Consider the following 22,694-nt stretch of genomic DNA (forward strand, 5'->3'; position numbering starts at 1 on the left):
ATTAAGCAGCGCACCACTGCTGAATTTCAGAAAACTCCAACTTTTGGGATTTAGAATACCCGTTTGTTGGGCACTTTCCTAATCTACATTAATTTACCAAAAGTGGTGATGGGCGATCGCTCATCACCATAAGTATAAATTGCTTTTATTAAGCCAGCGTGGAATTGGAGTGCGATTAAGCAGGTGTTAATAATATCAGTTGCTGCTGAAGAAGTTTTCTGACTTCATCTAATCCCAGTTGCACATCTGTCAAAATATCTGCAACTGTAGAATTAGCATCACACTTTTGCATAAATTCAAACTCTGGTTCAGATAAATTAACAATTTGGTAATTGTAATTAAAGAAGCATTGACTAGGAAATCCTTCAATACAAGGATTAAGTTCGGGAATCGCTGCTAATAAAGCTTTGTCGTCTGACCAGTCAGTTTTAACTAAGGGAGGACGGCCAAGGAAAAACTCGTAATGAGTTACTTCTGGATCTAGTAATTCTATCAGGCGATAAAGCTGGCGATCGCTCAATTCTTTTGCCCGTTCTACTAACTCTGGTGCTTTGCCTAAAAGTCTATCCAAATCCCAGAAACTTGGATTCGAGAAACCAATAAACTCTAATCCCGAAGCATCAATCAATTCAAACAGCGTCTCAATGTTGTAGTCAATTTCCTGGGGATGAACATACATATCAGCAAAGTTTTCATCCTTGTGGTTTTCTAATGACCAACGCTGCTTATCGTATTTGACAATTCGATTATTTTCTGGTAAAGAAGCGAATATTTGTCGTCCGACTTGGACACCATCGCGGTAGTCGCCTTTTTTGTCACCTTGGAGAAGTGCGATCGCTTTTTGCATGAGTTGAATTTCCCAGCGTCCTAACTCTCCGTACACAAAAATGTGCATCAAGCCGCCTGGGGCTAACTTCTGCGCCAAAGCTTGAATACCGCGAATCGGATCGGAGGTGTGGTGCAAAACGCCAACACAGTTAATTAAATCAAACTCACCCGGTAACTGTTCCACATCGAACAGGCTGAGGTGATGAAACTCAACACGGTTAGCACCAGAACGCTGGCAACGTTCTTTTGCTACATCTAAAGCCCCAGTACTGAGATCAATCCCCACAACAGAAGCCTGGGGATTGAGATGAACAAGGTACTCTGTACTTACCCCTGTACCGCAACCTGCATCTAAAATCCGAATATCTTGCCTTTGGGGTTTTTGACCTGTGCAAAAATTATGAGCAGCTAGCCAGTTCCAGCGCCAGTTATAGCCTGGAGGTGGCTCATCCAACAGGGCCTCCGGCGGAAAGGGATAGGTATTGTAGAGTTTGGCAACAGCAGCACTAACAGTTTGGGAATCGGACATGATGAGGAATAACGCAGCATTTCTGAGTTTAGCGGATAGTGGATGATTAGGGCAAAGATTACTATTACTTATTTCCTGCTAATTATCCAACAGCAAAGTCAGTAAATTCGCGTTTATAAGGAGCATGAAATCCTAATACAATATCTTCTTTAGGTACACCAGCAGCAATTAATTCATTAGCGATGCCGATTTCTGTACCATCTCTTTGTATCCAAATCTTTTGGTCTTTGATATCAACATGAATGATGACTCCATAGATTCTCCGTTGTTCTTTCCAGCCAATATTTAAGACTTGATAATGATGGCGTTCTGCGTCAAACAACAGTTGAATTTCTGTGCCATTAGCCACATCATTAGCGGAATGGTTACTTAAAATATCTTGAATAATTTGAGAGTAATTTATTCCTTCCATAAAACAATGTCCTGACTTAAAGAATTAAATATTAAAAGTTTAATTTGATATTCTTTTAAAGAATCTTGAATAAATTGACGTGAGAAAAAGTCTTGGTATGTATGTTGGCTAATAGCTAGATATAGAATGCGTTCTGGTTCTTCTTTTTTTAATGCTAGTCGATAAATTCAAGGTTTGACCTAAAGCGAGATGAAATTCTGTTACTTCAGATGCACCTACAAAGGATTTAATTTCTACAGCTATTTTTTGACCTTGTTTTTGTGCTGCTAATAGTCTTTCTGCTCCTAAATCCACAAAAAATTCAATATCATCAACTTTCAGATGCAGTGGGTCATGGGTAATCATCCAACCATCTTTTTCTAAAGCAGTGCGGACAGATTGATGGAATATATCTTTAGAAGGCATAGGTATCGTAAAGTCTGGCAACAGCAACGCTAACGGTTTGGGAGTTTGACATTTCAGAATCAATATAGCAGCAATTCTGAGTTTAGCGAATGCGGAACACTTCAGGTATAGAGATAATTGCGATCGCCATCAGCCCATATATTTTAAGCAGGAAAATTGTTTCAGTAAAAACACTACTGTTTAAGTATTTATTAACTAATAAACTTTAATTGTGATTTGTATAAAAATTTACTTATCTAGGAGCATTAAATGGCCGTAGGAATGCCTGAATTCGTTGAAAATCCAGAAAATCGTTGCCCTGTAATTCTGTTACTCGATACTTCTGGCTCTATGTCAGGTCAGCCTATCCAAGAGTTAAATCGAGGACTTGCTGCTTTCAAGGCAGATGTACTAAAAGATTCCCAAGCATCGCTGAGTGTGGAAGTGGCTATGATTACATTCGGCCCCATAGTTAAACTCACGCAAGACTTTGTAACGATTGACCAATTTACACCGCCTATATTGGAAGTAGGTGGTTTAACCCCAATGGGTGGGGCGATTGAGTATGCTTTAGATTTTCTAGAAAACCGTAAACAAACTTATAAAGATAACGGTATTCTCTATTATCGCCCTTGGGTATTTTTGATTACAGACGGAGAGCCAAATGACTCCTGGCAGCCAGCCGCGCAAAGGTTGAGAGAAGCAGAAGCACAAAGCCGACTGTCATTTTTTGCGGTTGGTGTACAGGGTGCTGATATGAATATCCTCAAACAAATTTCTCCTCCTGAACGTCCACCAGTTATGCTAAATGGCTTAGATTTTCGTGAGTTGTTTGTCTGGCTTTCTACTTCGATGAAACGGGTTTCTAGTGGCAAAGTAGGGCAGGCTGTAGCTTTACCAGCTATGGGATGGGGTCAAATTACTAGTTAGAGGAAATTTTGTGAATTGGAAAGCTGTTGCACGTTCCGAGATTGGAACAAGTCATCAAAAACAGGGGATAGTTTGTCAAGATTATGGAAATTATCGCATCTTGGATGATGTGATTGTAGGTGCTGTTGCTGATGGTGCTGGTAGTGCCAAACATTCTGATATTGGTTCTCGGTTGGCGGTAGAAACGGTACTCAAATGCTTTTCTGAAATTAATGAATTTCCTCAGAAGGAAGATTATCAACCACTATCCAAAGAAGAAGCTCAGAAAGTGTTTTCTGAGATTGTAAACAAAGTTATTACAGAATTACAGAAGCAAGCAAATGAAGAAGATTATTCTATCAATGATTTAGCTTGTACATTATTGGTTTTTCTGGCAACTCCTGACTACGTTGCAGCTATGCAAATCGGAGATGGATTTATTGTAATTCGTTCCCAAGAGTCAGAATATCAACTGTTGTTTCAGCCAGATAAAGGTGAGTTTGCCAATGAAACAACTTTTATTACCTCAACAAATGCACTAAAAGAAATGCAGGTAAAGGTCATTCCCGAAAAACAAGAGTTTATTTGTGCTTCCACTGATGGACTAGAAAAAGTAGCAATTCGCTTGAGTGACTGGCAACCCTTCTCGCCTTTCTTTAAACCTTTGGAGGAATACTTGCATGAACCTGTTAATTCAGAGGATGAAGATAAATATTTGATGGAATTCCTCAACTCTGAACGGCTAAATTCTCGCACTGACGATGATAAAACCTTACTTTTGTGCTTGTTTGATAGAGAGTAAAATTCGATGACAGTTCTCACCTGTGCCAGTACGGGAAAATCAATTACTCTGTTGGGTGAACCGATCGCTAATAGTGGTGAAGGTAAGGTATGGCGAACTAATCACAATGGTTACTTAGCAAAAATTTACCACTTGCAAAGTCCTGAGCGTGTGCAAAAGTTGGCGGTGATGATAGCGCACCGCCCCAAAGAGCCAAACTCTCACCCGAATCATATTTCTTTTGCTTGGCCTAAGTCGGTATTGAAAGATGCTCAAGGTGATTGTGTGGGCTTTTTGATGCCGGAAATTAAGGAAGGAAAAGAACTTATTAATGTATACAATTACCAAAAAAAAAGGCTTTGAAACTTGATGTTGATTGGCGTTTTCTCCACACAACAGCGCTGAATATCGCCTCAATTATTGAAGCAATTCACATTTCTGGCTATGTTTTAGGTGACATCAAGCAGCAAAATATCCTTGTTAACGATCGCGCCTTACCTTCAATTATTGATACTGACTCCTTTCAGGTTCGGAATCCGGTAAATGGCAAGATTTATCGTTGTCCAGTTGGTTCACCAGACTATACACCACCGGAACTGATTGATAAAAATTTTTCTAGCATTGATCAAACGGAAGTACATGATCGCTTCCGGTTAGCAGTAATTATCTATCAGTTGTTGTTTGGTGGTCAAACTCCTTTTGCAGGAAAGTGGATAGGTGCGGGGGAAACTCCACAAACTAATGAACTTATCCGTCAGGGTTTATGGCTGTATGCACCAAACCGTTTAATGCAACCTGTAGAAAGGACAATTCCTCTTGAGATTATTCACCCAGAGGTTCAGCGATGTTTTCTCAGATGCTTTAACGATGGTTATAAAAATCCTAACTTGCGCCCAACTGCTGGGGATTGGGTAAAGGCACTCAGACTTGCTGTTAATGAGTTAACTATCTGTGGAAAGGTAGACAGCCACTATTACAGCCGAACTTATGGTAAGTGTTATTGGTGCGATCATTCTACAAAACTTGGTATTGATATATTTCCTGGCTTTGCTAGACCAAAACAAGCTGCTTTTGCTGAATCAATATCACAACCTAATCAGTATTTAAATTCATCTAGTCAGGTCTCGCAACTAGCAGCTTCAATACCTCAGACTCAACTTGCAAAAATTCAACTACCTAAAACAAAGCTATCCGTAAACAAAACCAAGCTGAGAAAAGTATTGCTAGTAAGTGCATTGCTAGTAAGTGCCATAGTGGTATTAATGGGAACTCAAATTTATGGCTATGTGCGTTATGGTTTGTTTCCGACTAATCCAATATTTGTAATTGCGAGTTTATCTAGCAGTATCTTCCTAGAAAGAACACTTACCAGACATTCCGACTGCGTTAATTCTGTAGCATTCAGCCCAGATGGTCAAATCCTTGCTAGCGCGAGTAGTGACAGAACTATCAAACTGTGGAATGTCACTACAGGAAAGCTACTTCAAAGCCTACTAGGGCATTTCAACTCGGTTAATTCCGTAGCATTCAGCCCAGATGGTCAAACTCTTGCTAGCGCGAGTAGTGACGGAACTATCAAACTGTGGAATGTCACTACAGGAAAGCTACTTCAAAGCCTACTAGGGCATTCCAACTCGGTTAATTCCGTAGCATTCAGCCCAGATGGTCAAACTCTTGCTAGTGGTGGGAGTTATGACGGGACTATCAAACTTTGGAATGTTACTACAGGAACCCTACTCCAAATCTTCCCGGGGCATTTCCACTGGGTTAATTCTGTAGCATTCAGCCCAGATGGACAAACCCTTGCTAATGGAAGTCATGACGGAACTATCAAACTGTGGAATGTCACTAGAGGAACCCTACTCAAAACCATCTCAGGACATTCCGACTCGGTTAATTCCGTAGCATTCAGCCCAGATGGTCAAACCCTTGCTAGTGGTGGGAGTTATGACGGAACTATCAAACTGTGGAATGTTACTACAGGAACCCTACTCCAAATCCTCCAAGGGCATTCCAACTTGGTTAATTCCGTAGTATTCAACCCAGATGGCAAAACCCTCGCTAGTGGGAGTTATGACAAAACTATCAAACTGTGGAATGTAACTACAGCAAGGGAAATCCAAACCCTCCCAGGAGATTATAACTTGGTTAATTCCGTAGCATTCAGCCCAAGTGGTCAAATCCTTACTAGTGGGAGTAGTGACGGGACTATCAAAATTTGGCGGATATGGTGAAATGGAATGTTGATCAAGTGTGATAGATGAACATTCTAACATTACACATTTTTTCTGCTTAGGTTAAAAATCTCTTTTCCCATAATTAGCACTTATATTTACAGTGAACTGAGTGCGATCATTTTTACCTATAAATAGATAAGTCAATTTACTTTGGTAATTAGAATACTAATCAATAGAAATAGCGAATATGGAGTAAACATTATTAATAATCAACATCAACTTATTCCCAGAGAGGGCAGTATAGGTAATTATGGAGACTTACTCAAACTAGGACGTAGAGGCGATAACCTTACACCTCATCATATACCTGCGGATGCTTTTATGAAAGCTAAAGTTCCTGGTTATACTAAAGATAAAGGAATTGCCATTATGATGGAACATTTATCACTAGGAAAAGGAGGTCGTCATCGGCAAACAATCTCTTACGGTAAATCTCCTAATTTAAGTTTATCAGCAAGAGAAACGTTGGCCCAAGAAGTTTGGGATGTGCGTTCTATTTATCTTCGTCAAGGTTTGTACAATAGAGAAATCAGGAAAAGTTTGCAAGGTTTAATTAACCTGAATAGACTAACTTGGCAAGGTATTTTTGATAAAGTAGGTTGAAACCAATGAATCAAAACAAACTATTGGCTATTTTAAGAGAAAATCGCTTGATGCAAACTCAACAGCAAGTTACCGACTTTGAAAATGCTTTAGCTAAAATAGCTGATAATCCTGATGAGCAAAATTTATCTGCATATCATCTTGTTTTAGATGATCAATGTCAACAGCCAGAAGTGATGTTCAGCTTAATTCATTTTCTCGAATCTTTTGATATAGAAGAACAAATTGCGGCTTTTATTAAAGTTGTACCCCAATTAATGATCAATGCACCTGAATGGACAAGAATCATCCATGACAGGATTTTAAATGATGGTTCAGCTTGCCAAGTTTATCAAAAACTTTTACACTCAGCTAATTTAAACACACCTCATTTTCTTTATCATCTTTTGGAAGAAAGTATTGTAAATAAACTAAAAATTAAAGAAAATTTGTCCAGAATAGCTCAATAAATATTAAACTACTTTGGCGTTCAAACTCAGATTAAATTTTGATGAGTATTAATGGCAGTGTCTTCAGAATTTACTGCATTAATACGCTGTGTAACAACTGGATGCAGTTGTTGAAAAAGTGAGACGTGATCCGTATCAAGTATCCACAAACTCACTTAGGTTCATTCTCCGCATCAAGTTGATGATAATATTTCTCCATTTGTGCGTCAAGTTCACGGCGATCAGATTCTATATATACCAGCATCTCGTCAAATTGCGGATCATCCTTGAACATACCCGCAAATTTCATCCAAGGATGTTCGGTTTGGGGAGGTTCAATTTCCAAAGTCACTATTTCTGGTTCTCGGTCTTGTAAAAGTTGAATTAGTTTCTCTAGTGCTTTTTCTTTAGTCACACCAGAGGCTTTAAAATCTGGTAAGCCTAGTACTATCGCACTAACTTCGCCATCTTGTTGATTTTCAATCAGCACATCATAAGTTAACTTGGGTGTAGTTGTTATGGAGGTACTTTTTACAGCTAAATTAATAATATTTTGATCTTTCAAGTTTTATATTGATTATAACATTTAGGTCAATTTAGCCTTGAGACAAATTAAGATCACTGGCTTGGTTAATTTGTGGTTTGATTTTTGTCATATTGTCTTTTGCGATCGCACCAATGATTTACAACCAATCAGAGTTTAATTTACGCTGTGAATGGGGGCCACAAGGAGTTGCTGAACTTGCTTCCATCAGTGATGTAGTTGTGATAGTTGACGTTCTTTCTTTTTCTACTTGTGTAGAAATTGCCACCAACAACGGCGCAATAATTTTTCCTTACGCATATAAAGATGAATCAGCTATAGATTATGCGAAGTCAGTGCAAGCAGAATTGGCAAGTCATAGACAACGTTGGACTACAACAGGATATTCTCTTTCGCCAAAATCGGTGGCTCAGATTACTGCTGGAACTAGGCTGGTTTTACCTTCACCTAATGGTTCTTTTCTGACTTTACTTACAGGGAATACCCCAACTTTGGCTGGTTGCTTGCGAAATTGCCAAGCTGTGGCGGAGTTTGCTCAAAAGTATGGCGATAAAATCGCTGTGATTCCTGCTGGTGAAAGGTGGAAGGAAGATGGTAGCCTACGACCTGCATTTGAAGATTTAATTGGTGCTGGGGCAATCCTCAGTTATTTAGATGGCAGTCTATCACCAGAAGCCGAAGTTGCTGTGGCAATATTTCAAGCTTTCCGGCAGGATTTACTAGGGTACTTGAAAAAATGCAGTTCGGGTAAAGAGTTGATTGAAAAAGGCTTTGATCCAGATGTTGAATTATCAGCCGCCTTTAACATAAGTAATTGCGTGCCTTTATTTAAAAATAATGCCTATCTAAACGTGGAATTTTTTTGATTGAGTCAATTATAGGGACACTATATGAGCCGTCGAATTCAAGTTATCTAAATTCCAAAAACAAGGTTAATTAGGTGCCAAATTTTAATTATGCGTATGCCATATTTAGATGCCTTTGTCTTGCCAAGTTACTCTTATGTTTTTCCCAAGTGATAGTTGTGTCGATAATTTCGTCTAAATCATTGTGCTTTGGTTGCCAACCCAAAACTCTACGGATTTTATCAGCACAAGCTGCAACACAGGCAGGATCGCCCGGACGACGTGGGGCAGCAATAACGGGAAAATCTACACCAGAAATAGCCTTGACTCTTTCAATAACTTGTCGCACGCTGTATCCTTGCCCATAACCGCAGTTAAAAATTTGGCTCTCTCCTCCTTTTTCTAAGTAATCCAAAGCATCTAAGTGAGCAGTAGCCAAATCTTCAACATGGATATAGTCTCGAATTGCGGTTCCGTCGGGCGTAGGAAAATCAGTACCAAAAATTCGGACTTCTGGCTTACGCTTGAGTGCTGCATCACAAGCAGCTCGAATCAAGTGAGTGGCATTCGGTGACATTTGCCCCAATAGTCCACGTGGTTCAGAACCCGCTACATTGAAGTAACGTAAAATTACGTAGTGCATTGAAGATGCTGCCGCATAGTCCTGTATCAGCCATTCACTCATCAACTTTGAACGTCCATAAGGATTAATGGGCTGTGTAGGATTCGACTCAGTAACAGGATTTTCTTTCACTTCCCCGTACACTGCGGCTGTGCTAGAAAAGATGAACTTGTTAACACCCATAACACTACAGCAGTGCAGTAAATTTAAGGTGTTGCGGGTGTTGTTTGCGTAGTAATCGAGGGGATGAGCTACTGATTCTGGAACAATCAGGCTAGCGGCGAAGTGTAAGACTGCGCTGAATTCATACTGGGCAAAAACTTGATAAAGATGCCCGGTGTCTACTAAATCTCCAATAATTAATTTCCCGTGTAGTACGGATGCTGGTGAACTTGTAGAGCAGTTGTCGTAAACCACGACATCATAACCAGCTTCCCCCAATTGACGAACTACATGGGAGCCAATGTAACCAGCACCGCCAGTTACCAATATTTTCTTTTTCATTTCTTTTTCCTTATCTACCTTTACCTAACAAAACAACTCGAATCGTTTTGAAGGCGATCGCTAAATCCAACCAAATGGAATAATTTTTGATGTAATACAGATCGTAAGAAAGCTTTTCGTAAGCATCTTCAATAGATGCTCCGTATGGATACATAACCTGTGCCCAGCCTGTAATTCCAGGTTTGACCAAATAGCGAACTTCATAGTAGGGAATGGCTTTTTTGAGTTTGACATCAAATTCTGGTCGTTCTGGACGAGGCCCAATCAGACTCATTTCACCCTGTAAGACGTTCCATATTTGAGGTAATTCATCAATACGTAACAAACGTAGCCAATATCCGAGTCTAGTGATCCGTGGATCGCGTTGACTAGCCCACTGCGCCCCCAACTTTTCTGCATCCTGATACATGGAGCGAAATTTATAAACTCTAAATGGTTTACCGTATAACCCACTTCGCTGCTGACTGTACAATACTGGGCCAGGGCTATCTAATCTAATTAGTAATGCAACCAACAACAGAAGTGGTGCAACTAATATTAGTAAAAACAGGATCAATATGAGATCGATAACTCGCTTCAGTTTCATACTGAAGTAACCAGGCATTAGGTTAAAACCATCGCTAAAAGCCAACCATTTATCTTGTAGCAGCGATGAAGGAAGTTTATACCAAAATGTTTGGTAAACATCCGGCAATGTGTAAACCGGAATGCCTCGCAACCGCATCTGCATTAACTGTTGTGCTTGAGATTTGGAAAAATTTATCTGGGCTGTAACTATAACCCCAGACCAGGATTTTTGACTCCATTGCGACAAATCGCTCAGATTTCCCTGATAACTCAGATTGCTTTTAGGTAAGTCTATGGTTATTTGATTTTCTTCTGCTAGAACAGTCAACTTTCCTAAAGGATTAAGTACCAGCAATTTCTGTGCAAATTTAATCGCATTATCCCCTGCTCCTAGTATCAACCAACGACTTTTCAGGGCGTGCGATCGCACCCAATTCACTGCCATCACCCGCAATACTACAGCCCAGATAGTAAAGATTCCCAAGCTAGGTAAGAACACACTCCGCCACAATACCGGGTGATGTTTGCCAATACCTGACAAATAAATTAGGGCAGAAATGAAAAACGCGATCGCAATGTTACAAACAATAATTCGAGCAGGCGCTCTTAAACCTGCAATTTGCCGCTCTGGATGGTACGCATCTGCTAAATAAAATCCTGCAAGTGTCATACACACAAATCCATAAAGCAATGGATTGAGCCAATGTAAGGGTTGATCTAAACGCAACCATTGGGCGATCGCTAAACAAACGAGCAACCCAAAAATATCCCCTAACAAGAGCAATATTGGTAGGCTGCGGACTATGTTTGGCAACCTAGTATTAGCAGGAGAACTGACATAACTTGTAAGAGTCATTGATTTTTTTGATTCTTCAGTATCCTGGTATTTATTTGTTTGTTAAAGGCAGCAAGAGATTCAATGATAGTAGTATAAAGATTAGCTCTTTTGTTTCAAGGCATACATAGATAACAAACTTTTGTAATGCTCTGTTTTTCAAAAGAATTGGGTATTGAATATTATGGACTGGAAGAGCAGTTGTCAGTGCGCTTACGTGGCATGTATGTAATACATACATCTTACTAAGGTTATCTGTCCAAGCTTTATATTTGCATGATGCCATGAATATCGTCAATATAAACTTGAAATTTAATTAACGTAAATTTAATTAAAAATACGTATTGACATATAGATGTAATTTTGGTACTAAATTGTTCAGCATAGTAAAATACTGTTAATCAAGCAGTATAAAATATTGTAAATATTAAGGATATAGTAATCTAATATTCCCTGTTTGCAAGAGTTTACGTTTTTCTCAAGGCGTGATTACTAGTTAAGTCAATAACAGCAGAGCAAGCAAAATCTTTACGTAGTAATACTCGATCAATAAAAATTTTTAAACCATATATACAATAAGATAGTGATTGTTTAATTTAGCTTATGTAGTTTTATATACTAGTAAAAAGGTTATATGAAGGTTAAAGTTTTATTTAATTTAAATACTTGTCAAAGTAATATAAAATCTCAGAGAAATGTGGATAAAAAATACCTTGACATTTCGATAATGTTTCTGGGATAAAACTAAAAAGATGTATAGAAAGGAAAATAATCCAAAAATTACAGGAGACTAAATACTGTTTATACAGGTTAACTCTAAGTAATTATATTTAAGTATGTCCAAACAACTATTTTGGGCTACCAAAATTTTGAAGCAAAATTAGTAAGTATTTCAGATATTCGCAATATATTCCATGCCCTCTAACCAAGAAGACCAATCCCCGGATTTGCAACAATACTCGCTGATTCTGAAAAGGCGTTGGCTAGTCATAGCTGCGGTGACTGCCTCTGTTTTTGGACTGTCAGCTTTAATTGCCATCAGACAAAAACCAATTTATGAAGCAGAAGGCAAGTTGCTCTTCAGTAAAACTGACCGCGTTTCTTCGCTGACAAGTCCCTCGGCACAAGTTGGAGAGTTGAGCAGTGTGACTCAACTCAGCAGCCCTTTGGATACAGAAGCAGAGGTAATTCGTTCTAACCCGATAGTTGAAAAAACTATCACTAGTCTCAACTTGGTAGGTAAGCAAGGAATACCCTTAGAAATAGATGAGTTTCTCAAAAAAATCAAAATTAAGAGTGTCCGGGGTACAGATATTTTGGCGATTTCCTACAGCAGTAGCAATCCCAAAGAAGCCGCAGATGTTGTGAATTTGCTGATGAGATATTACCTGGAGAATAATATTCGCATTAACCAAACCCAAGCGACAGTGGCACAGAAGTTTTTGAGCAAGCAATTGCCTGAAGTTGAAGCAAGGGTAGTCAAATCAGAGGCCGCTTTGCGTCGGTTTAAAGAAGAAAATCGGGTAATTGCCTTAGAGCAAGAAGCGGCAAAAGGAGTCGACAGACTCGCGGATTTATCAGACCAGATTACCCAAGCTCAGGCAAATTTAACGGATGCTGAGACTCGCTCACAACTTCTGCAACGTCAATTGAGATTGAATTCCCAGCAGGCTGTGGATATGGGGAATTTAAGTCAATCAAAAGCTGTGCAGGAGGTATTAACAGAATATCAGCAGGTGCAAAATCAGTTAGCAGTAGAACAGACTCGCTATACAGACAAACATCCTGCGATCGCTAATTTGTTAGCAAAAGAAGCAGCCCTGAAAAAGCAGCTAGAGATTCGAATTTTTGAGAATGCGGGCAGAGAAAAATCTGTACCAGCGCAGAATTTAGGGATGGGAGAACTCAAGCAGACCCTACTGGTCCAACTGGTACAGTCGGATGTAGAACGGTCAGCATTAGCTAACCGAGTTACAGTTTTGCAGAATGCATACGCACTTTCCCAAAGACGATTGAGTGTCTTACCCCAACTGCAAGAAAAACAGCAGCAGCTAGAGCGACAGTTGCAAGTAGCGAGGTCTACCTATGAAGAACTGCTGAAGCGATCGCAAGAAGTCGAAGTAGTAGTAAATCAGAATGTCGGTAATGCCAGGGTAGTATCTGCGGCTTTACTTCCTAAAAAAGCTGTTTCTCCTAAAATTGCCCTTTACCTGGCGCTAGGTGGATTTGTGGGAATTTTACTGGGTGTAGGGTTAGCTCTGATGTTAGAGGCTATGGATCAATCCCTCAAAACTCTTGAGCAAGCCCAGCAGTTATTAGGTTATCCTTTACTCGGTACGATTCCTCATTTGGGTCAAAAAGCTAAAAATGGTGGGGAAGCTTTAGTTGAACTGCCGGTCAGAGATAATCCATATTCGGGAGCAAGTTCAGCCTTTGAGATGCTTCAGACAAACCTGGATTTTACCATCTCTGATAAACCACTAAAAGTAATTGCTGTAGTTAGTTCAACTCCAGGTGAAGGCAGATCATTTGTAGCAGCAAATCTGGCAGTAGCCAAGGCACACATGGGACGCAGAATCCTATTAATAGATGCGGATATGCGTCACTCCTGCCAACAGGAAATCTGGAAATTATCTAACCCAGTGGGACTAAGTAATGTTTTAGTTGGTCAAGCAGAGTTTCGTAGCACCACCCAAGAAGTATTAGTTAACTTGGATCTATTAACGGCTGGGACAATTCCACCCAACCCCGCAGCATTGCTAGATTCACAACGCATGGCTTTGTTAATTCAAGAGGCAGCCAAAAACTATGATTGTGTCATTATTGATACTCCTGCCTTGAGTTTATTTGGTGATGCACTGATGCTAGGCAAGATGGCAGATGGGATATTGCTGGTTGTACGTCCTGGAGTGCTTGATTGTGCTGTTGCTAAGAGTACGAAGATGATGCTTGAGCAAGCGCGATCACGTGTTTTAGGAATGGTGATGAATGGAGTTACTGCTGATAGTGGTTTTAGTTACTACAGCCAGAAGGGTTATTACAACAAAAATAGCAGCGATGCCTACGGCGGCAAGCTACGGAATGGTAAGGGTGAACTGAAGTTTCCCAATATACGCATTTCCTAATCTCTTGATAGCGATTTAACTTAACTATTTTAGTATTTTTGCGGTAATGCTTGTATTAAAAGAGAATATTTTTGGTGAAAAATAGCTTACTTAAGAACGGTTTTTACAACTCAATAACGGGATTAATCAAAATAGGGCTAGGCATACTAATTATCCCTATACTAATTCGCCTGTTGGGAATTGAAGAGTATGGACTATGGACTTTAGCTTCTGCTGTAGTGGTAATGGTTACTTTAGCTGAAGCAGGTCTTTCTACAGCCACAACAGTATTTGTTTCTCAAGACTTAGGAAAGAAAGATGTTGATGGACTATCGCAAACCTTGACTGTCACTCTTGGCGTAATGTTGATATTGGCAACTTTAGCAGTAGTTGCTCTTTGGATGGGTGCTGAACCGATTATGAATTTATTTCCTAAATTGGGTCAGTTACAACAGTTAAAAGTTATACAAGCTATCAAAATTGGTGGGTTAGTAGTAGCAGCGCGATTGTTGCAACAAATTTTGATTGGTGTCGAACAAGCCCATCAGCGCTATGACTTGATGAATGTGCTTAATACAATGCAGTCCGTACTACTTAATGTCGGAATGTTGATTGTAGTTTTGCTAGGAGGTCACACAGTCGAGTTAATGCAGTGGCAGGCTGGAATTGGTGTAGTGAGTTTGTTCAGTCATATCTGGGTAGTGCGATCAATACTCCAAAATATGAACCTACGTCTGAGTTGGAATCAACACAAAGCATTAGCAGTAGGAGGCTACAGCTTAATGATGTGGTTAAATACCTTGGGAAGTATGCTTTTTAGTCGAGGCGATCGGCTGATTGTCGGCAGCTTGCTAGGTAGTCAGGTACTTGGAGTATATGCAGGAATTACTGATATCACGGCGCAAATTAACTCATTTTCTGCATTACCTGTACAGCCTTTACTTCCCACTTTAAGCAATCTAATTGGACAGCCAAACATTAATCAGCGTCAACTAGAACAGCAACTTAAACAAGCTACCCAAATCAATGGATTAGTTGCTTTGGGAATGGGAGCAACTCTCATAACACTTTCTCCATTAATTCTCAAACTATTATTTTCTGAGCAAACTGCAAGTCAATGCTTAATGATCTTCTGTATTGCAACAGCAATTTACGCACTTTATTCATGTCATGCAGTCGGCTACTATTCTTTGTTAGGGACAAATGCAGTTAAGACTTGTGCATTAATTCAGCTACTAAGCAGTTTTTCATCACTAGGATTAATTGCCATTGGCGCTTATAATTTTGGCTTAACAGGAGCAATTCTAGGTAATCTTGGATATCTTACAACCTCTATAGTAACTGTATTTGGAATGAAACGTTTATCTGTTTCTTATACTCTCTGGTTCAAATGGTTATGTTTTCCATTGATTTGGTTTTTTATAGTTGTGTTGTTGAATTTTAAGCTTCAAAATGACTATATAATAAGGTGTATTATATTTTCGATACAAACAACTATTCTATTGATATGGTTCGCTATAAGCAATGACTACAATTTTTCAGTCATCAAAAAATATATTGCTGCTAAAAAATAAGCTTGGATGCTATGGTTTTCAAATAATTGTTAAGTTAAAATGAATTAATTGCTGTATTTATTGATATACTAATTCGTAGATACAACAATACTAATCTACGAGAGTGTGTTCTTAGAAAATCTTTCATTATCAAAAGTAATTCCTAGCTATCAATGGACAGTTTTAGTTGTAGATAATAACTCTACAAATGTTTAAATACTACACATTTTAATAAGGGATAGGTAAATTTGGATGGTATCTGTTATTAAAGAAAATATACAACTTCTAGCAAATAAAGTTTTAAAACCTTTTAACTTACGACTTGCTCGACTTGCTCAGGGAGTAGGTATGGACTTATGTCTGAAGGGTCTTGCTCAACGTGGCTATAGCCCTCAAGTGGTCCTAGATATTGGAGCGGCACAAGGTTCTTGGACGAAGTTAGCAATGCAAAGTTGGCCAGATGCTGGATATTTTATGATCGAGCCTCTTGAAGAGCGATTACCACCTTTAAAGGTCTTGACCAATCAACATAGTAATACCAAGTTTATTTTGGCTGCGGCTGGTTCCGAGCCTGGTACATTACAGATAGGTGTGACTCAAGATTTGGATAGTAGTAGTCTGATGTATTCTGGTATTGGCTCTCGTGAAGTACCAATTGTATCTATAGACAATCTGTTTGAGCAAGGAGTTATTAAACAACCACATTTTATAAAAATTGACGTTCAAGGTTATGAATTAAATGTTTTATCGGGAGCGAAAAAAGTCCTAAAATCTTCAGAATTTATTTTACTAGAACTGCAATTTTTTCGATTTTCATCAGAGATGATTCTACTGCATGAATCAATAGCATGGATGAATGAACAAAATTTTCAACCCTATGAAATTGTCAATGTTCTGCGTAGACCATTGGATAATGCAATGGGACAATGTGATATTTTATTCATTCGTAAAGATCACTGGCTTTTAAAAAGCCAAAACTGGTCTTAGTACTTATTTGAAAATGCTTATTTTATAATAATAAGAATCCTAAAGCCTACTTGAATCTTGCTAGCTATACTGAAAAAGAAACCTTTGTATGACAAGTTGCTATGCAATTATATTTTTCAAAAATCAAATATGATCCCTATATCTTGATCAGTTCCTTGCTTGTGGAGTATTTTACTTATGGATATTGTAATTTGTACTTATAACAATGCAGCTTTATTAGATCGTGTTCTCACAGCAATTTCATTACAGAAAGGTTATAAAATTTATAATTCGTCAGTTTTAGTTGTAGATAATAACTGTACAGACGAAACTGCCGATATTGTTAACAAGCACATTAATTCACGATTAATCCCTAACTTGCGTAGGATAGTAGAGCAAAAACAAGGATTAACTCACGCCCGTTTATGTGGAATTAAGAATACAACTAGTGAATGGCTCGCTTTTGTTGATGATGATTGCCTTTTATCAGAAGACTGGATAGATAAAGCAATACAATTTGCTGCAACTCATCTAAATTGTGGTGCTTTTGGTGGCAAGGTAGTTCTAGATTGGGAAATAACTCCTTCACCCATCCTTGTTAAACATTCAGGTAAATTTGCTGCTTATGAGCGTGGCGAAGCTTCAAAACAATTAAATCGTCGTAATTACCAAATTCCAGGTGCAGGTTTAGTTATTCGTAGAACTGCCCTTGAGAAAAGTGGCTGGTTAGATAAACAATTACTCAACGATAGAGAAGGAAAAAAGCTAAGTGCAGGAGGAGATTCTGAGATAGTTTTACGAATTATGAACGTAGGTTATGAACTTTGGTATACACCTGATTGTGTGCTGCACCATTTTATCCCCACAAAGCGCATATCAGAAACTTATCTTTTTAACTTAATGTATGGTTTTGGTGCCGCAGCTCCTTACATTGCTGTTATGCGTTGGAACCGTTCATATTATATTTGGTTGTTTATATCCATTCTCCGAATTTTTAAAGGTTTTTTACAAGTAGTCGCTTGCTATGTTAAAGCTTCAATTAATCCGAAAAATCAAGCAGAAACATTAATTATGTGGAACTGGACTAAAGGTCAAGTTCATAGTTTATTTACTATTATGAGCATGAATGGAGAAGAACATATAGTCTGGTTAAGCTTATTTAACAAATCTTTGATTACCTAAGTATAGCATTAGATAATGACTTTTAATTTATCAAGTGTCCAAACCAACTATCAAAAGTATATTCTGCTATTTGTTGGAATAATTATATGGATAAAAATCCCGATAGTTGGAGTTTTACCACTACTTTTATTTGTATTTCTCAATAGAAGCTCAAAATCTTATAGCCTAGACAGCTTACTCAATAATTCTATACTTTTGCTAGTTGCGGTCACTATCAGTCTTTTCTGTTGTCTTATAGATATTCAAGCTGATACCGAGCAATATTTAATAGCGTATCGAGATTGTAATGGTGATAATCCAGTAGAATGTTTTCAATCAGCCAAGTTTCCATTTGAACCAGGTTTTTATTTTCTCGCTTCTATATTATTTATTATATGTAATGGTTCAGAGCTTGGCTTTCTATTACTTTGGTCTTTTATTATTAATTTTCTAACATTTTTCGTAATTTGTAAGGGGATTTCAAAAAAATATTATGCTTTATTAATATTTGTTGTTTTACTGAATCCGGCATTTTATCTTCAAGCATTTATAATGCGCCAATTCATATCAAGTACTTTTTTCTTGTGTGCATTAGTTTCTAAAAAAAATAAGATTACTTGTATATTATTCCTATTTTTAAGTATTATAAATCATTACTCTATACTTCTTTATTTACCTATAATAATTATACAATTTATCGATTTAAATAACTTATTAAATAATAAAATTTTTCATAAAATTATTGTTTCAATTAAATATACAAGTATCAGTCTATTTATATTTGGATTAATATATTCTGTGAACCAAGCTACTATTACATCTATCTTTGATAAAATTAGTAGTATTCCTCAACTCAGTTTCTTAGCTGCTAAAAGTTCATTTTTCGTAAAAAATCAACTATCGAGTATTGGTTTCTTAGCTCATTTAGTACTTGTAGCATTTCTTGGTTATTTTTATATAAATCTTTCACGAGATAATTACATTGGTACAAGCTTAAATTCTTGCCTTACTTTAGAAGAACAGCGTTTAGACTTAAGTATGCTATGTCTTTATGTATTGCAGTCAATTTTATTTTTATTTACCCGCAATCTTGATTACCTTCCTTTGAGATTGAGTCTTATACTTCTATCCTTTTTAGGAATTTTCTTCTATTTACCACTAGAAAGAAAGAGTAAGCTTAAACCACCAATAAAATTATTTTCTATAATTATTTTTGTTTTTTTGTCAGTTAGTTACTTTATTTATTTTTTACAAGCTAATACTCGTGCAAATCCTACATTCAATTACTTAGAAGGACGTGTGTTTAATTCATCTATTATAGATTATATTAATCTCACTATTTCTCGGTGGTAAATAAATTCTTTTAATTTTAAAAAATCATGAATAACCTAATTGAAGTTGATGTAATAACTCTAACAAAAAATTCTTCAAATTGTATACTCAAAACTTTAGATAGTGTTAGCATGCAAGACTATAAATATATAAATCACATTATTATTGACGGACATTCAATAGACGAAACAGTGACTCTTATCAATCAATATAAACATGAGAAAAAAATAACTATGTTTCAGCAAAATGGTGTTGGTATTGCTAATGCTTTTAATGTAGGATTAATGAAATCATCAGGTACTTTATTGATTTTTTTAAATTCTGGAGATACTTTAGTTAATAAAGCAGTAATTACTAAAATTGTAGATTCTTATATGAAACAAAAATGGCTTTGGGCGTTTGGAGAAACTATCTCTTTGAGCCGTAAGCAATACTTAAAAAGACATATTAAGCAGTATAGTTATTGGAATCAAAGCTTATTTTTATCTCGTAATCCTATTTGTCACCAGTCTACCATTTTCTCTCAAATGCTTATCCAAAAAGTCGGCTTATATGATGAGCGACTAGCTTTAGAAATGGATTATGATTTTAATATTAGAGCTTCTTTAATTGCTCAACCACACCTGCTATATTTTCCCATTTCTTACTATGACACTACAGGCATATCTTCTATAAAAGTCTTTAAACATTATAAGGTACACAGACAGTTACGTAAGAAATACTTTCCACTATCTCCTATTAATAGCTTGAAAACTGATAGTTTATGCTTTTTAAAAGCATGTATGCGCTTTATGATGATCCCTATAAAAATCTTCTTGTAATTGAAATTGTTATTTCTTCTAAGGTAAATTCAATCTGATAGCTAAATCTAATATGTTAGTTGAACCCAGAGCCAATACTTTTCCTTCTGTAACTGTAGCTATACCAACCTATAACGAGGTAAATTATATAGAAAACCTAATTTTAGGGTTTTTAAGAACAAGTTATCCAAACCTAATCGAGATATTTGTGGCTGATGGTGGCAGTAATGATGGCACTCAAGAAATAGTCAAAAAACTATCATATAAAGATGCACGAGTTCAATTAATATATAATCCTGAAAAAATTCAATCGGCTGGTCTTAATTTAGTTCTATCTGAATGCATCGGTGATGTTTTTATTAGAATTGATGCCCATTCGGACTATGCACCTGACTACATTGAAAGATGTGTCGAGGCTTTAATAGAATCAAAAGCTAACAATGTTGGTGGAGCGCAGCGTTTTGTTGCACAAACTTCCTTCCAAGCTGGTGTTTCCCTTGCATCCAAAAGTTTTCTTGGTAATGGTGGAGCTAGATATAGAAATCCCAACTATACAGGTTATGCGGATACAGTTTATTTAGGGTGCTTCTGGAAAAAGAGTTTACTAGAGATACAAGGCTATAATAGCCAAGCAAGTTCTAATGAAGATGCTGAATTAAACTTGAGATTAAAAAAGGTATTTGACACAACACAAATTACTAACCAAGATGCTGAATTAAATCAAAGATTAATTTCCCACAATAAACAAGCAATATATATTGACTCCAAAATTCGTGCCTGGTACTACCCTCGAAAAAACTGGAAGTCCTTGTTTATTCAATATTTTAGATATGGCAGAGGTCGCTATTTAACGAGTACAAAACACAAACTAAAATCGCAGTTAAGAGGTTTATTACCTTTTGTATTTATATCTACTGTAATTTTACTGCTGATTGTTGATTTACTATTTCCTAAGCTAGGTCTGCCTATAGAAATATTAGTAATAATAGGTTTATTTTTGCCTTTTTTAGAGAGTTTACGAGTTAATTTGGTATATCGGAAAAGCTTTTCTGCCGAAATTTGGCGAGGTAATGAAGATAAAATACCATCATTTTTTAGCCGTTGGTTATTTTGTGGTGTTACTTTATTAAGTATGCCGATTGCTCACTTTTCTGGATATACATATCAATTATTTCGCCAGAAAATTATGGGAGTAAAAAATTGGTAAATTAATATGTGACGCACCTTTTATTTCTTTGCAGAACTTTTAATTTCCTTGCTTCTAATATCCTCTAGCTCAAGACAGTTGTCTCCAAACTTATCATCAAATAAGCTGATTTTTGCAACGCTATTAAATTACCCTAATTATATTTTTCAAAACTAAGCAAGAATATGAAGGTTTGCAGATATAGCAATCCTATTTATGTTATGAAAATTAACGAAGTCCCTTCTGGTGTGTCTTCTACACGTAGCGTCTTGTTAGAGAACAGCCCTAAGAGAATAAAGAGAAGCTTTCACGTATAATTTAGGACTGTTATACTTAAGTTTTTAGGAAAAAAGGTTGAAGTGCCTACTCTTTATTTTATTTAGAGAATCTCTAATTCTTAGAGAAGGATTTTTTATATCACAATTTGATATAGCAGAACTTCGTAAGCTTTTAAAAGAATACTGAATCCTGCCTCAGCAGATAGTTTGGTAATAGGGTTTTGATTAAAAGTAACTAATTTATTAGCTAATTTTTGAGGGAGTTTTACGGTGAGATTAATCTCAGTATCATTGTGATTAGCAGCTATCATCACAAAATTTTTAGTATTAGGAATAGAGAATAATTTAACTTCTATATCTGAGTGATTTACTTGTACTTGATTCTTTGGATCTTCCTCTCTAACAATTGCAGGAACATAATCTCGAAATTCCTGAATAGTAGGATACAAAACTGACTCATTCCAGAAATGTGAAGAGAGGTAGTGCGTCCAAAATAGCAGCCCATCTGCTCCTGTAAGGACTGATAAGTAAAACATATAGCGAAATTCTCTTTTTGTTGGTAGTCGTTTTTTGAACTGATTTTTGCTATAAGCCTGTAGTACGTTCCAAAATTTTTTCTTTTTAACATAAGCTAGAGAAATTACTTTATACAGTGCCTTTCGGTAAGATAATACCCATTCAAATTCTGAAACTCCCTCCTCACAAGGATAACGATCCCACATCAGTATATCCATTGCATCGGCGTAAGATTCAATTTTTTTAATGTCAGCAAAGACTAAAGCAACTGGCTTAGTTTTATCTTCTTCTTTAATAGCTTTGTATACCTTTTCTAATAAATCTGGAGAGAGCGGTGTAGGTTTTTTAATCTCTGGTTCATCATACAGATACCAACCATAAACGGAAGGATGATTTTTATAAGTACGAATAAAATGTTTTACCCCTAAGATATTTTCTGATTCAACTAAGGGACGATAAATCTCTAATAAAACTTTTACTCCTGCTTTCTTAGAAGTATCCAGAAATGCTTGAATTTTTCCCTTGTCTGCTTCTCCTACATAAGGTATTAATAGATCAATTCCTTTAGAAGATACTTGAGTTGAAACATCAATATTGTAAATGTGGTCATACCAGCCTAAGAAGAAGGGTAAATTTCGTTTCCGATTAACTGTTAAATATTTGGTGGCATTGAAACTTAAAAGAATGCAGCTAGTACTAGCTATTACGAAACCAGGAATCAAGCCTATAAATTTACGTCGCTTTATCAGCATGAAATACCGAATTTAATA

At 37.0% G+C, this 22,694-nt stretch carries 20 protein-coding genes and 1 pseudogene; 14 read left to right on the plus strand and 7 right to left on the minus strand.

The window, feature by feature from the left end; translation table 11 throughout:
* Window positions 1-175: 175 nt before the first annotated feature.
* The 3 genes and pseudogenes from H6G86_RS08905 to H6G86_RS08915 all read right to left on the minus strand — a co-directional run bounded on the left by H6G86_RS08905 (window position 176) and on the right by H6G86_RS08915 (window position 2,174).
* Complete coding sequence (locus H6G86_RS08905) at window positions 176-1,357, minus strand: class I SAM-dependent methyltransferase (RefSeq protein ID WP_190934011.1); 1,182 nt, start codon at window positions 1,355-1,357, stop codon at window positions 176-178.
* 82 nt (window positions 1,358-1,439) lie between these two features.
* Window positions 1,440-1,769, minus strand: a complete 330-nt coding sequence (locus H6G86_RS08910) for a XisI protein (protein ID WP_190934012.1) — start codon at window positions 1,767-1,769, stop codon at window positions 1,440-1,442.
* A pseudogene (locus tag H6G86_RS08915) lies at window positions 1,757-2,174 on the minus strand (element excision factor XisH family protein). Before H6G86_RS08915 ends, H6G86_RS08910 begins: the two are co-directional and overlap by 13 nt.
* A gap of 249 nt (window positions 2,175-2,423) precedes the next feature.
* Here H6G86_RS08915 and H6G86_RS08920 point away from each other — a divergent pair.
* From H6G86_RS08920 to H6G86_RS08940, 6 genes are all read left to right on the plus strand, one after another.
* A complete protein-coding gene (locus tag H6G86_RS08920) occupies window positions 2,424-3,083 on the plus strand; it encodes a vWA domain-containing protein (RefSeq protein ID WP_190934013.1) in 660 nt (219 codons plus the stop codon).
* A gap of 10 nt (window positions 3,084-3,093) precedes the next feature.
* The gene (locus H6G86_RS08925) at window positions 3,094-3,864 is read left to right on the plus strand and encodes a PP2C family serine/threonine-protein phosphatase (protein WP_190934014.1); all 771 of its coding nucleotides are present in this window, start codon (window positions 3,094-3,096) and stop codon (window positions 3,862-3,864) included.
* A gap of 6 nt (window positions 3,865-3,870) precedes the next feature.
* Window positions 3,871-4,206 (plus strand): hypothetical protein, encoded by a 336-nt coding sequence (locus H6G86_RS40140; RefSeq protein ID WP_524538507.1) that lies wholly within the window; start codon window positions 3,871-3,873, stop codon window positions 4,204-4,206.
* A complete protein-coding gene (locus tag H6G86_RS08930; protein ID WP_524538508.1) occupies window positions 4,203-6,077 on the plus strand; it encodes a WD40 domain-containing protein in 1,875 nt (624 codons plus the stop codon). Before H6G86_RS40140 ends, H6G86_RS08930 begins: the two co-directional genes overlap by 4 nt.
* A 153-nt stretch (window positions 6,078-6,230) precedes the next feature.
* Complete coding sequence (locus tag H6G86_RS38590) at window positions 6,231-6,683, plus strand: hypothetical protein (protein WP_242064749.1); 453 nt, start codon at window positions 6,231-6,233, stop codon at window positions 6,681-6,683.
* A gap of 5 nt (window positions 6,684-6,688) precedes the next feature.
* Window positions 6,689-7,132, plus strand: coding sequence for an Imm30 family immunity protein (locus H6G86_RS08940; RefSeq protein WP_190934015.1), 444 nt, complete (start codon window positions 6,689-6,691; stop codon window positions 7,130-7,132).
* A 151-nt stretch (window positions 7,133-7,283) separates the two neighbouring features.
* On the opposite strand, the gene H6G86_RS08945 is transcribed toward H6G86_RS08940, so the two are convergent.
* Complete coding sequence (locus H6G86_RS08945) at window positions 7,284-7,676, minus strand: hypothetical protein (protein WP_199338213.1); 393 nt, start codon at window positions 7,674-7,676, stop codon at window positions 7,284-7,286.
* Window positions 7,677-7,753: 77 nt separating this feature from the next.
* On the opposite strand from H6G86_RS08945, the gene H6G86_RS08950 reads away from it, so the two are divergent.
* Window positions 7,754-8,521 carry a 2-phosphosulfolactate phosphatase gene (locus tag H6G86_RS08950; RefSeq protein ID WP_242064751.1) on the plus strand — a complete coding sequence of 256 codons (768 nt, stop codon included), beginning with the start codon at window positions 7,754-7,756 and terminating at the stop codon, window positions 8,519-8,521.
* A gap of 88 nt (window positions 8,522-8,609) precedes the next feature.
* Here the strand turns inward: H6G86_RS08950 and galE are convergent, their stop codons facing one another.
* Together galE and H6G86_RS08960 are read right to left on the minus strand one after the other, a co-directional pair.
* Window positions 8,610-9,626, minus strand: coding sequence for a UDP-glucose 4-epimerase GalE (galE, locus tag H6G86_RS08955; protein ID WP_190934016.1), 1,017 nt, complete (start codon window positions 9,624-9,626; stop codon window positions 8,610-8,612).
* Between the two features lie 10 nt (window positions 9,627-9,636).
* Window positions 9,637-11,049, minus strand: coding sequence for a sugar transferase (locus H6G86_RS08960; RefSeq protein ID WP_190934017.1), 1,413 nt, complete (start codon window positions 11,047-11,049; stop codon window positions 9,637-9,639).
* 893 nt (window positions 11,050-11,942) lie between these two features.
* Between H6G86_RS08960 and H6G86_RS08965 the strand changes: the two genes are divergently transcribed.
* The 7 genes from H6G86_RS08965 (at window position 11,943) to H6G86_RS08995 (ending at window position 21,151) form a co-directional block, all read left to right on the plus strand.
* Window positions 11,943-14,153 carry a GumC family protein gene (locus H6G86_RS08965; RefSeq protein WP_190934018.1) on the plus strand — a complete coding sequence of 737 codons (2,211 nt, stop codon included), beginning with the start codon at window positions 11,943-11,945 and terminating at the stop codon, window positions 14,151-14,153.
* A 74-nt stretch (window positions 14,154-14,227) separates the two neighbouring features.
* Window positions 14,228-15,706 carry a lipopolysaccharide biosynthesis protein gene (locus H6G86_RS08970; RefSeq protein WP_190934135.1) on the plus strand — a complete coding sequence of 493 codons (1,479 nt, stop codon included), beginning with the start codon at window positions 14,228-14,230 and terminating at the stop codon, window positions 15,704-15,706.
* A 231-nt stretch (window positions 15,707-15,937) separates the two neighbouring features.
* Entirely contained in the window at window positions 15,938-16,672 is a 735-nt protein-coding gene (locus H6G86_RS08975) for an FkbM family methyltransferase (RefSeq protein WP_190934019.1), read from the plus strand.
* 177 nt (window positions 16,673-16,849) lie between these two features.
* The gene (locus H6G86_RS08980) at window positions 16,850-17,833 is read left to right on the plus strand and encodes a glycosyltransferase (protein WP_190934020.1); all 984 of its coding nucleotides are present in this window, start codon (window positions 16,850-16,852) and stop codon (window positions 17,831-17,833) included.
* 15 nt (window positions 17,834-17,848) lie between these two features.
* Window positions 17,849-19,165 carry an EpsG family protein gene (locus tag H6G86_RS08985; RefSeq protein WP_190934021.1) on the plus strand — a complete coding sequence of 439 codons (1,317 nt, stop codon included), beginning with the start codon at window positions 17,849-17,851 and terminating at the stop codon, window positions 19,163-19,165.
* Between the two features lie 26 nt (window positions 19,166-19,191).
* Window positions 19,192-19,965, plus strand: coding sequence for a glycosyltransferase (locus tag H6G86_RS08990; protein WP_190934022.1), 774 nt, complete (start codon window positions 19,192-19,194; stop codon window positions 19,963-19,965).
* 52 nt (window positions 19,966-20,017) lie between these two features.
* Window positions 20,018-21,151, plus strand: coding sequence for a glycosyltransferase family 2 protein (locus tag H6G86_RS08995; protein WP_242064752.1), 1,134 nt, complete (start codon window positions 20,018-20,020; stop codon window positions 21,149-21,151).
* Window positions 21,152-21,542: 391 nt separating this feature from the next.
* Here the strand turns inward: H6G86_RS08995 and H6G86_RS09000 are convergent, their stop codons facing one another.
* Complete coding sequence (locus H6G86_RS09000; protein ID WP_190934023.1) at window positions 21,543-22,676, minus strand: hypothetical protein; 1,134 nt, start codon at window positions 22,674-22,676, stop codon at window positions 21,543-21,545.
* Window positions 22,677-22,694 lie beyond the last annotated feature (18 nt).

Source organism: Nostoc sp. FACHB-133, from assembly GCF_014698055.1.
Taxonomy (GTDB): Bacteria; Cyanobacteriota; Cyanobacteriia; order Cyanobacteriales; family Nostocaceae; genus Nostoc.

Bases quoted from the DNA above. Each gene is read 5' to 3' on its own strand.
- H6G86_RS08985 (WP_190934021.1), top strand. From the start codon at position 17,849: ATGACTTTTAATTTATCAAGTGTCCAAACCAACTATCAAAAGTATATT.
- H6G86_RS09000 (WP_190934023.1), bottom strand. From the start codon at position 22,676: ATGCTGATAAAGCGACGTAAATTTATAGGCTTGATTCCTGGTTTCGTA.
- H6G86_RS08975 (WP_190934019.1), top strand. From the start codon at position 15,938: ATGGTATCTGTTATTAAAGAAAATATACAACTTCTAGCAAATAAAGTT.
- H6G86_RS08995 (WP_242064752.1), top strand. From the start codon at position 20,018: ATGTTAGTTGAACCCAGAGCCAATACTTTTCCTTCTGTAACTGTAGCT.
- H6G86_RS08965 (WP_190934018.1), top strand. From the start codon at position 11,943: ATGCCCTCTAACCAAGAAGACCAATCCCCGGATTTGCAACAATACTCG.
- H6G86_RS08980 (WP_190934020.1), top strand. From the start codon at position 16,850: ATGGATATTGTAATTTGTACTTATAACAATGCAGCTTTATTAGATCGT.
- H6G86_RS08905 (WP_190934011.1), bottom strand. From the start codon at position 1,357: ATGTCCGATTCCCAAACTGTTAGTGCTGCTGTTGCCAAACTCTACAAT.
- H6G86_RS08960 (WP_190934017.1), bottom strand. From the start codon at position 11,049: ATGACTCTTACAAGTTATGTCAGTTCTCCTGCTAATACTAGGTTGCCA.
- H6G86_RS08940 (WP_190934015.1), top strand. From the start codon at position 6,689: ATGAATCAAAACAAACTATTGGCTATTTTAAGAGAAAATCGCTTGATG.
- H6G86_RS08920 (WP_190934013.1), top strand. From the start codon at position 2,424: ATGGCCGTAGGAATGCCTGAATTCGTTGAAAATCCAGAAAATCGTTGC.
- H6G86_RS40140 (WP_524538507.1), top strand. From the start codon at position 3,871: ATGACAGTTCTCACCTGTGCCAGTACGGGAAAATCAATTACTCTGTTG.
- H6G86_RS08990 (WP_190934022.1), top strand. From the start codon at position 19,192: ATGAATAACCTAATTGAAGTTGATGTAATAACTCTAACAAAAAATTCT.
- H6G86_RS08910 (WP_190934012.1), bottom strand. From the start codon at position 1,769: ATGGAAGGAATAAATTACTCTCAAATTATTCAAGATATTTTAAGTAAC.
- galE (WP_190934016.1), bottom strand. From the start codon at position 9,626: ATGAAAAAGAAAATATTGGTAACTGGCGGTGCTGGTTACATTGGCTCC.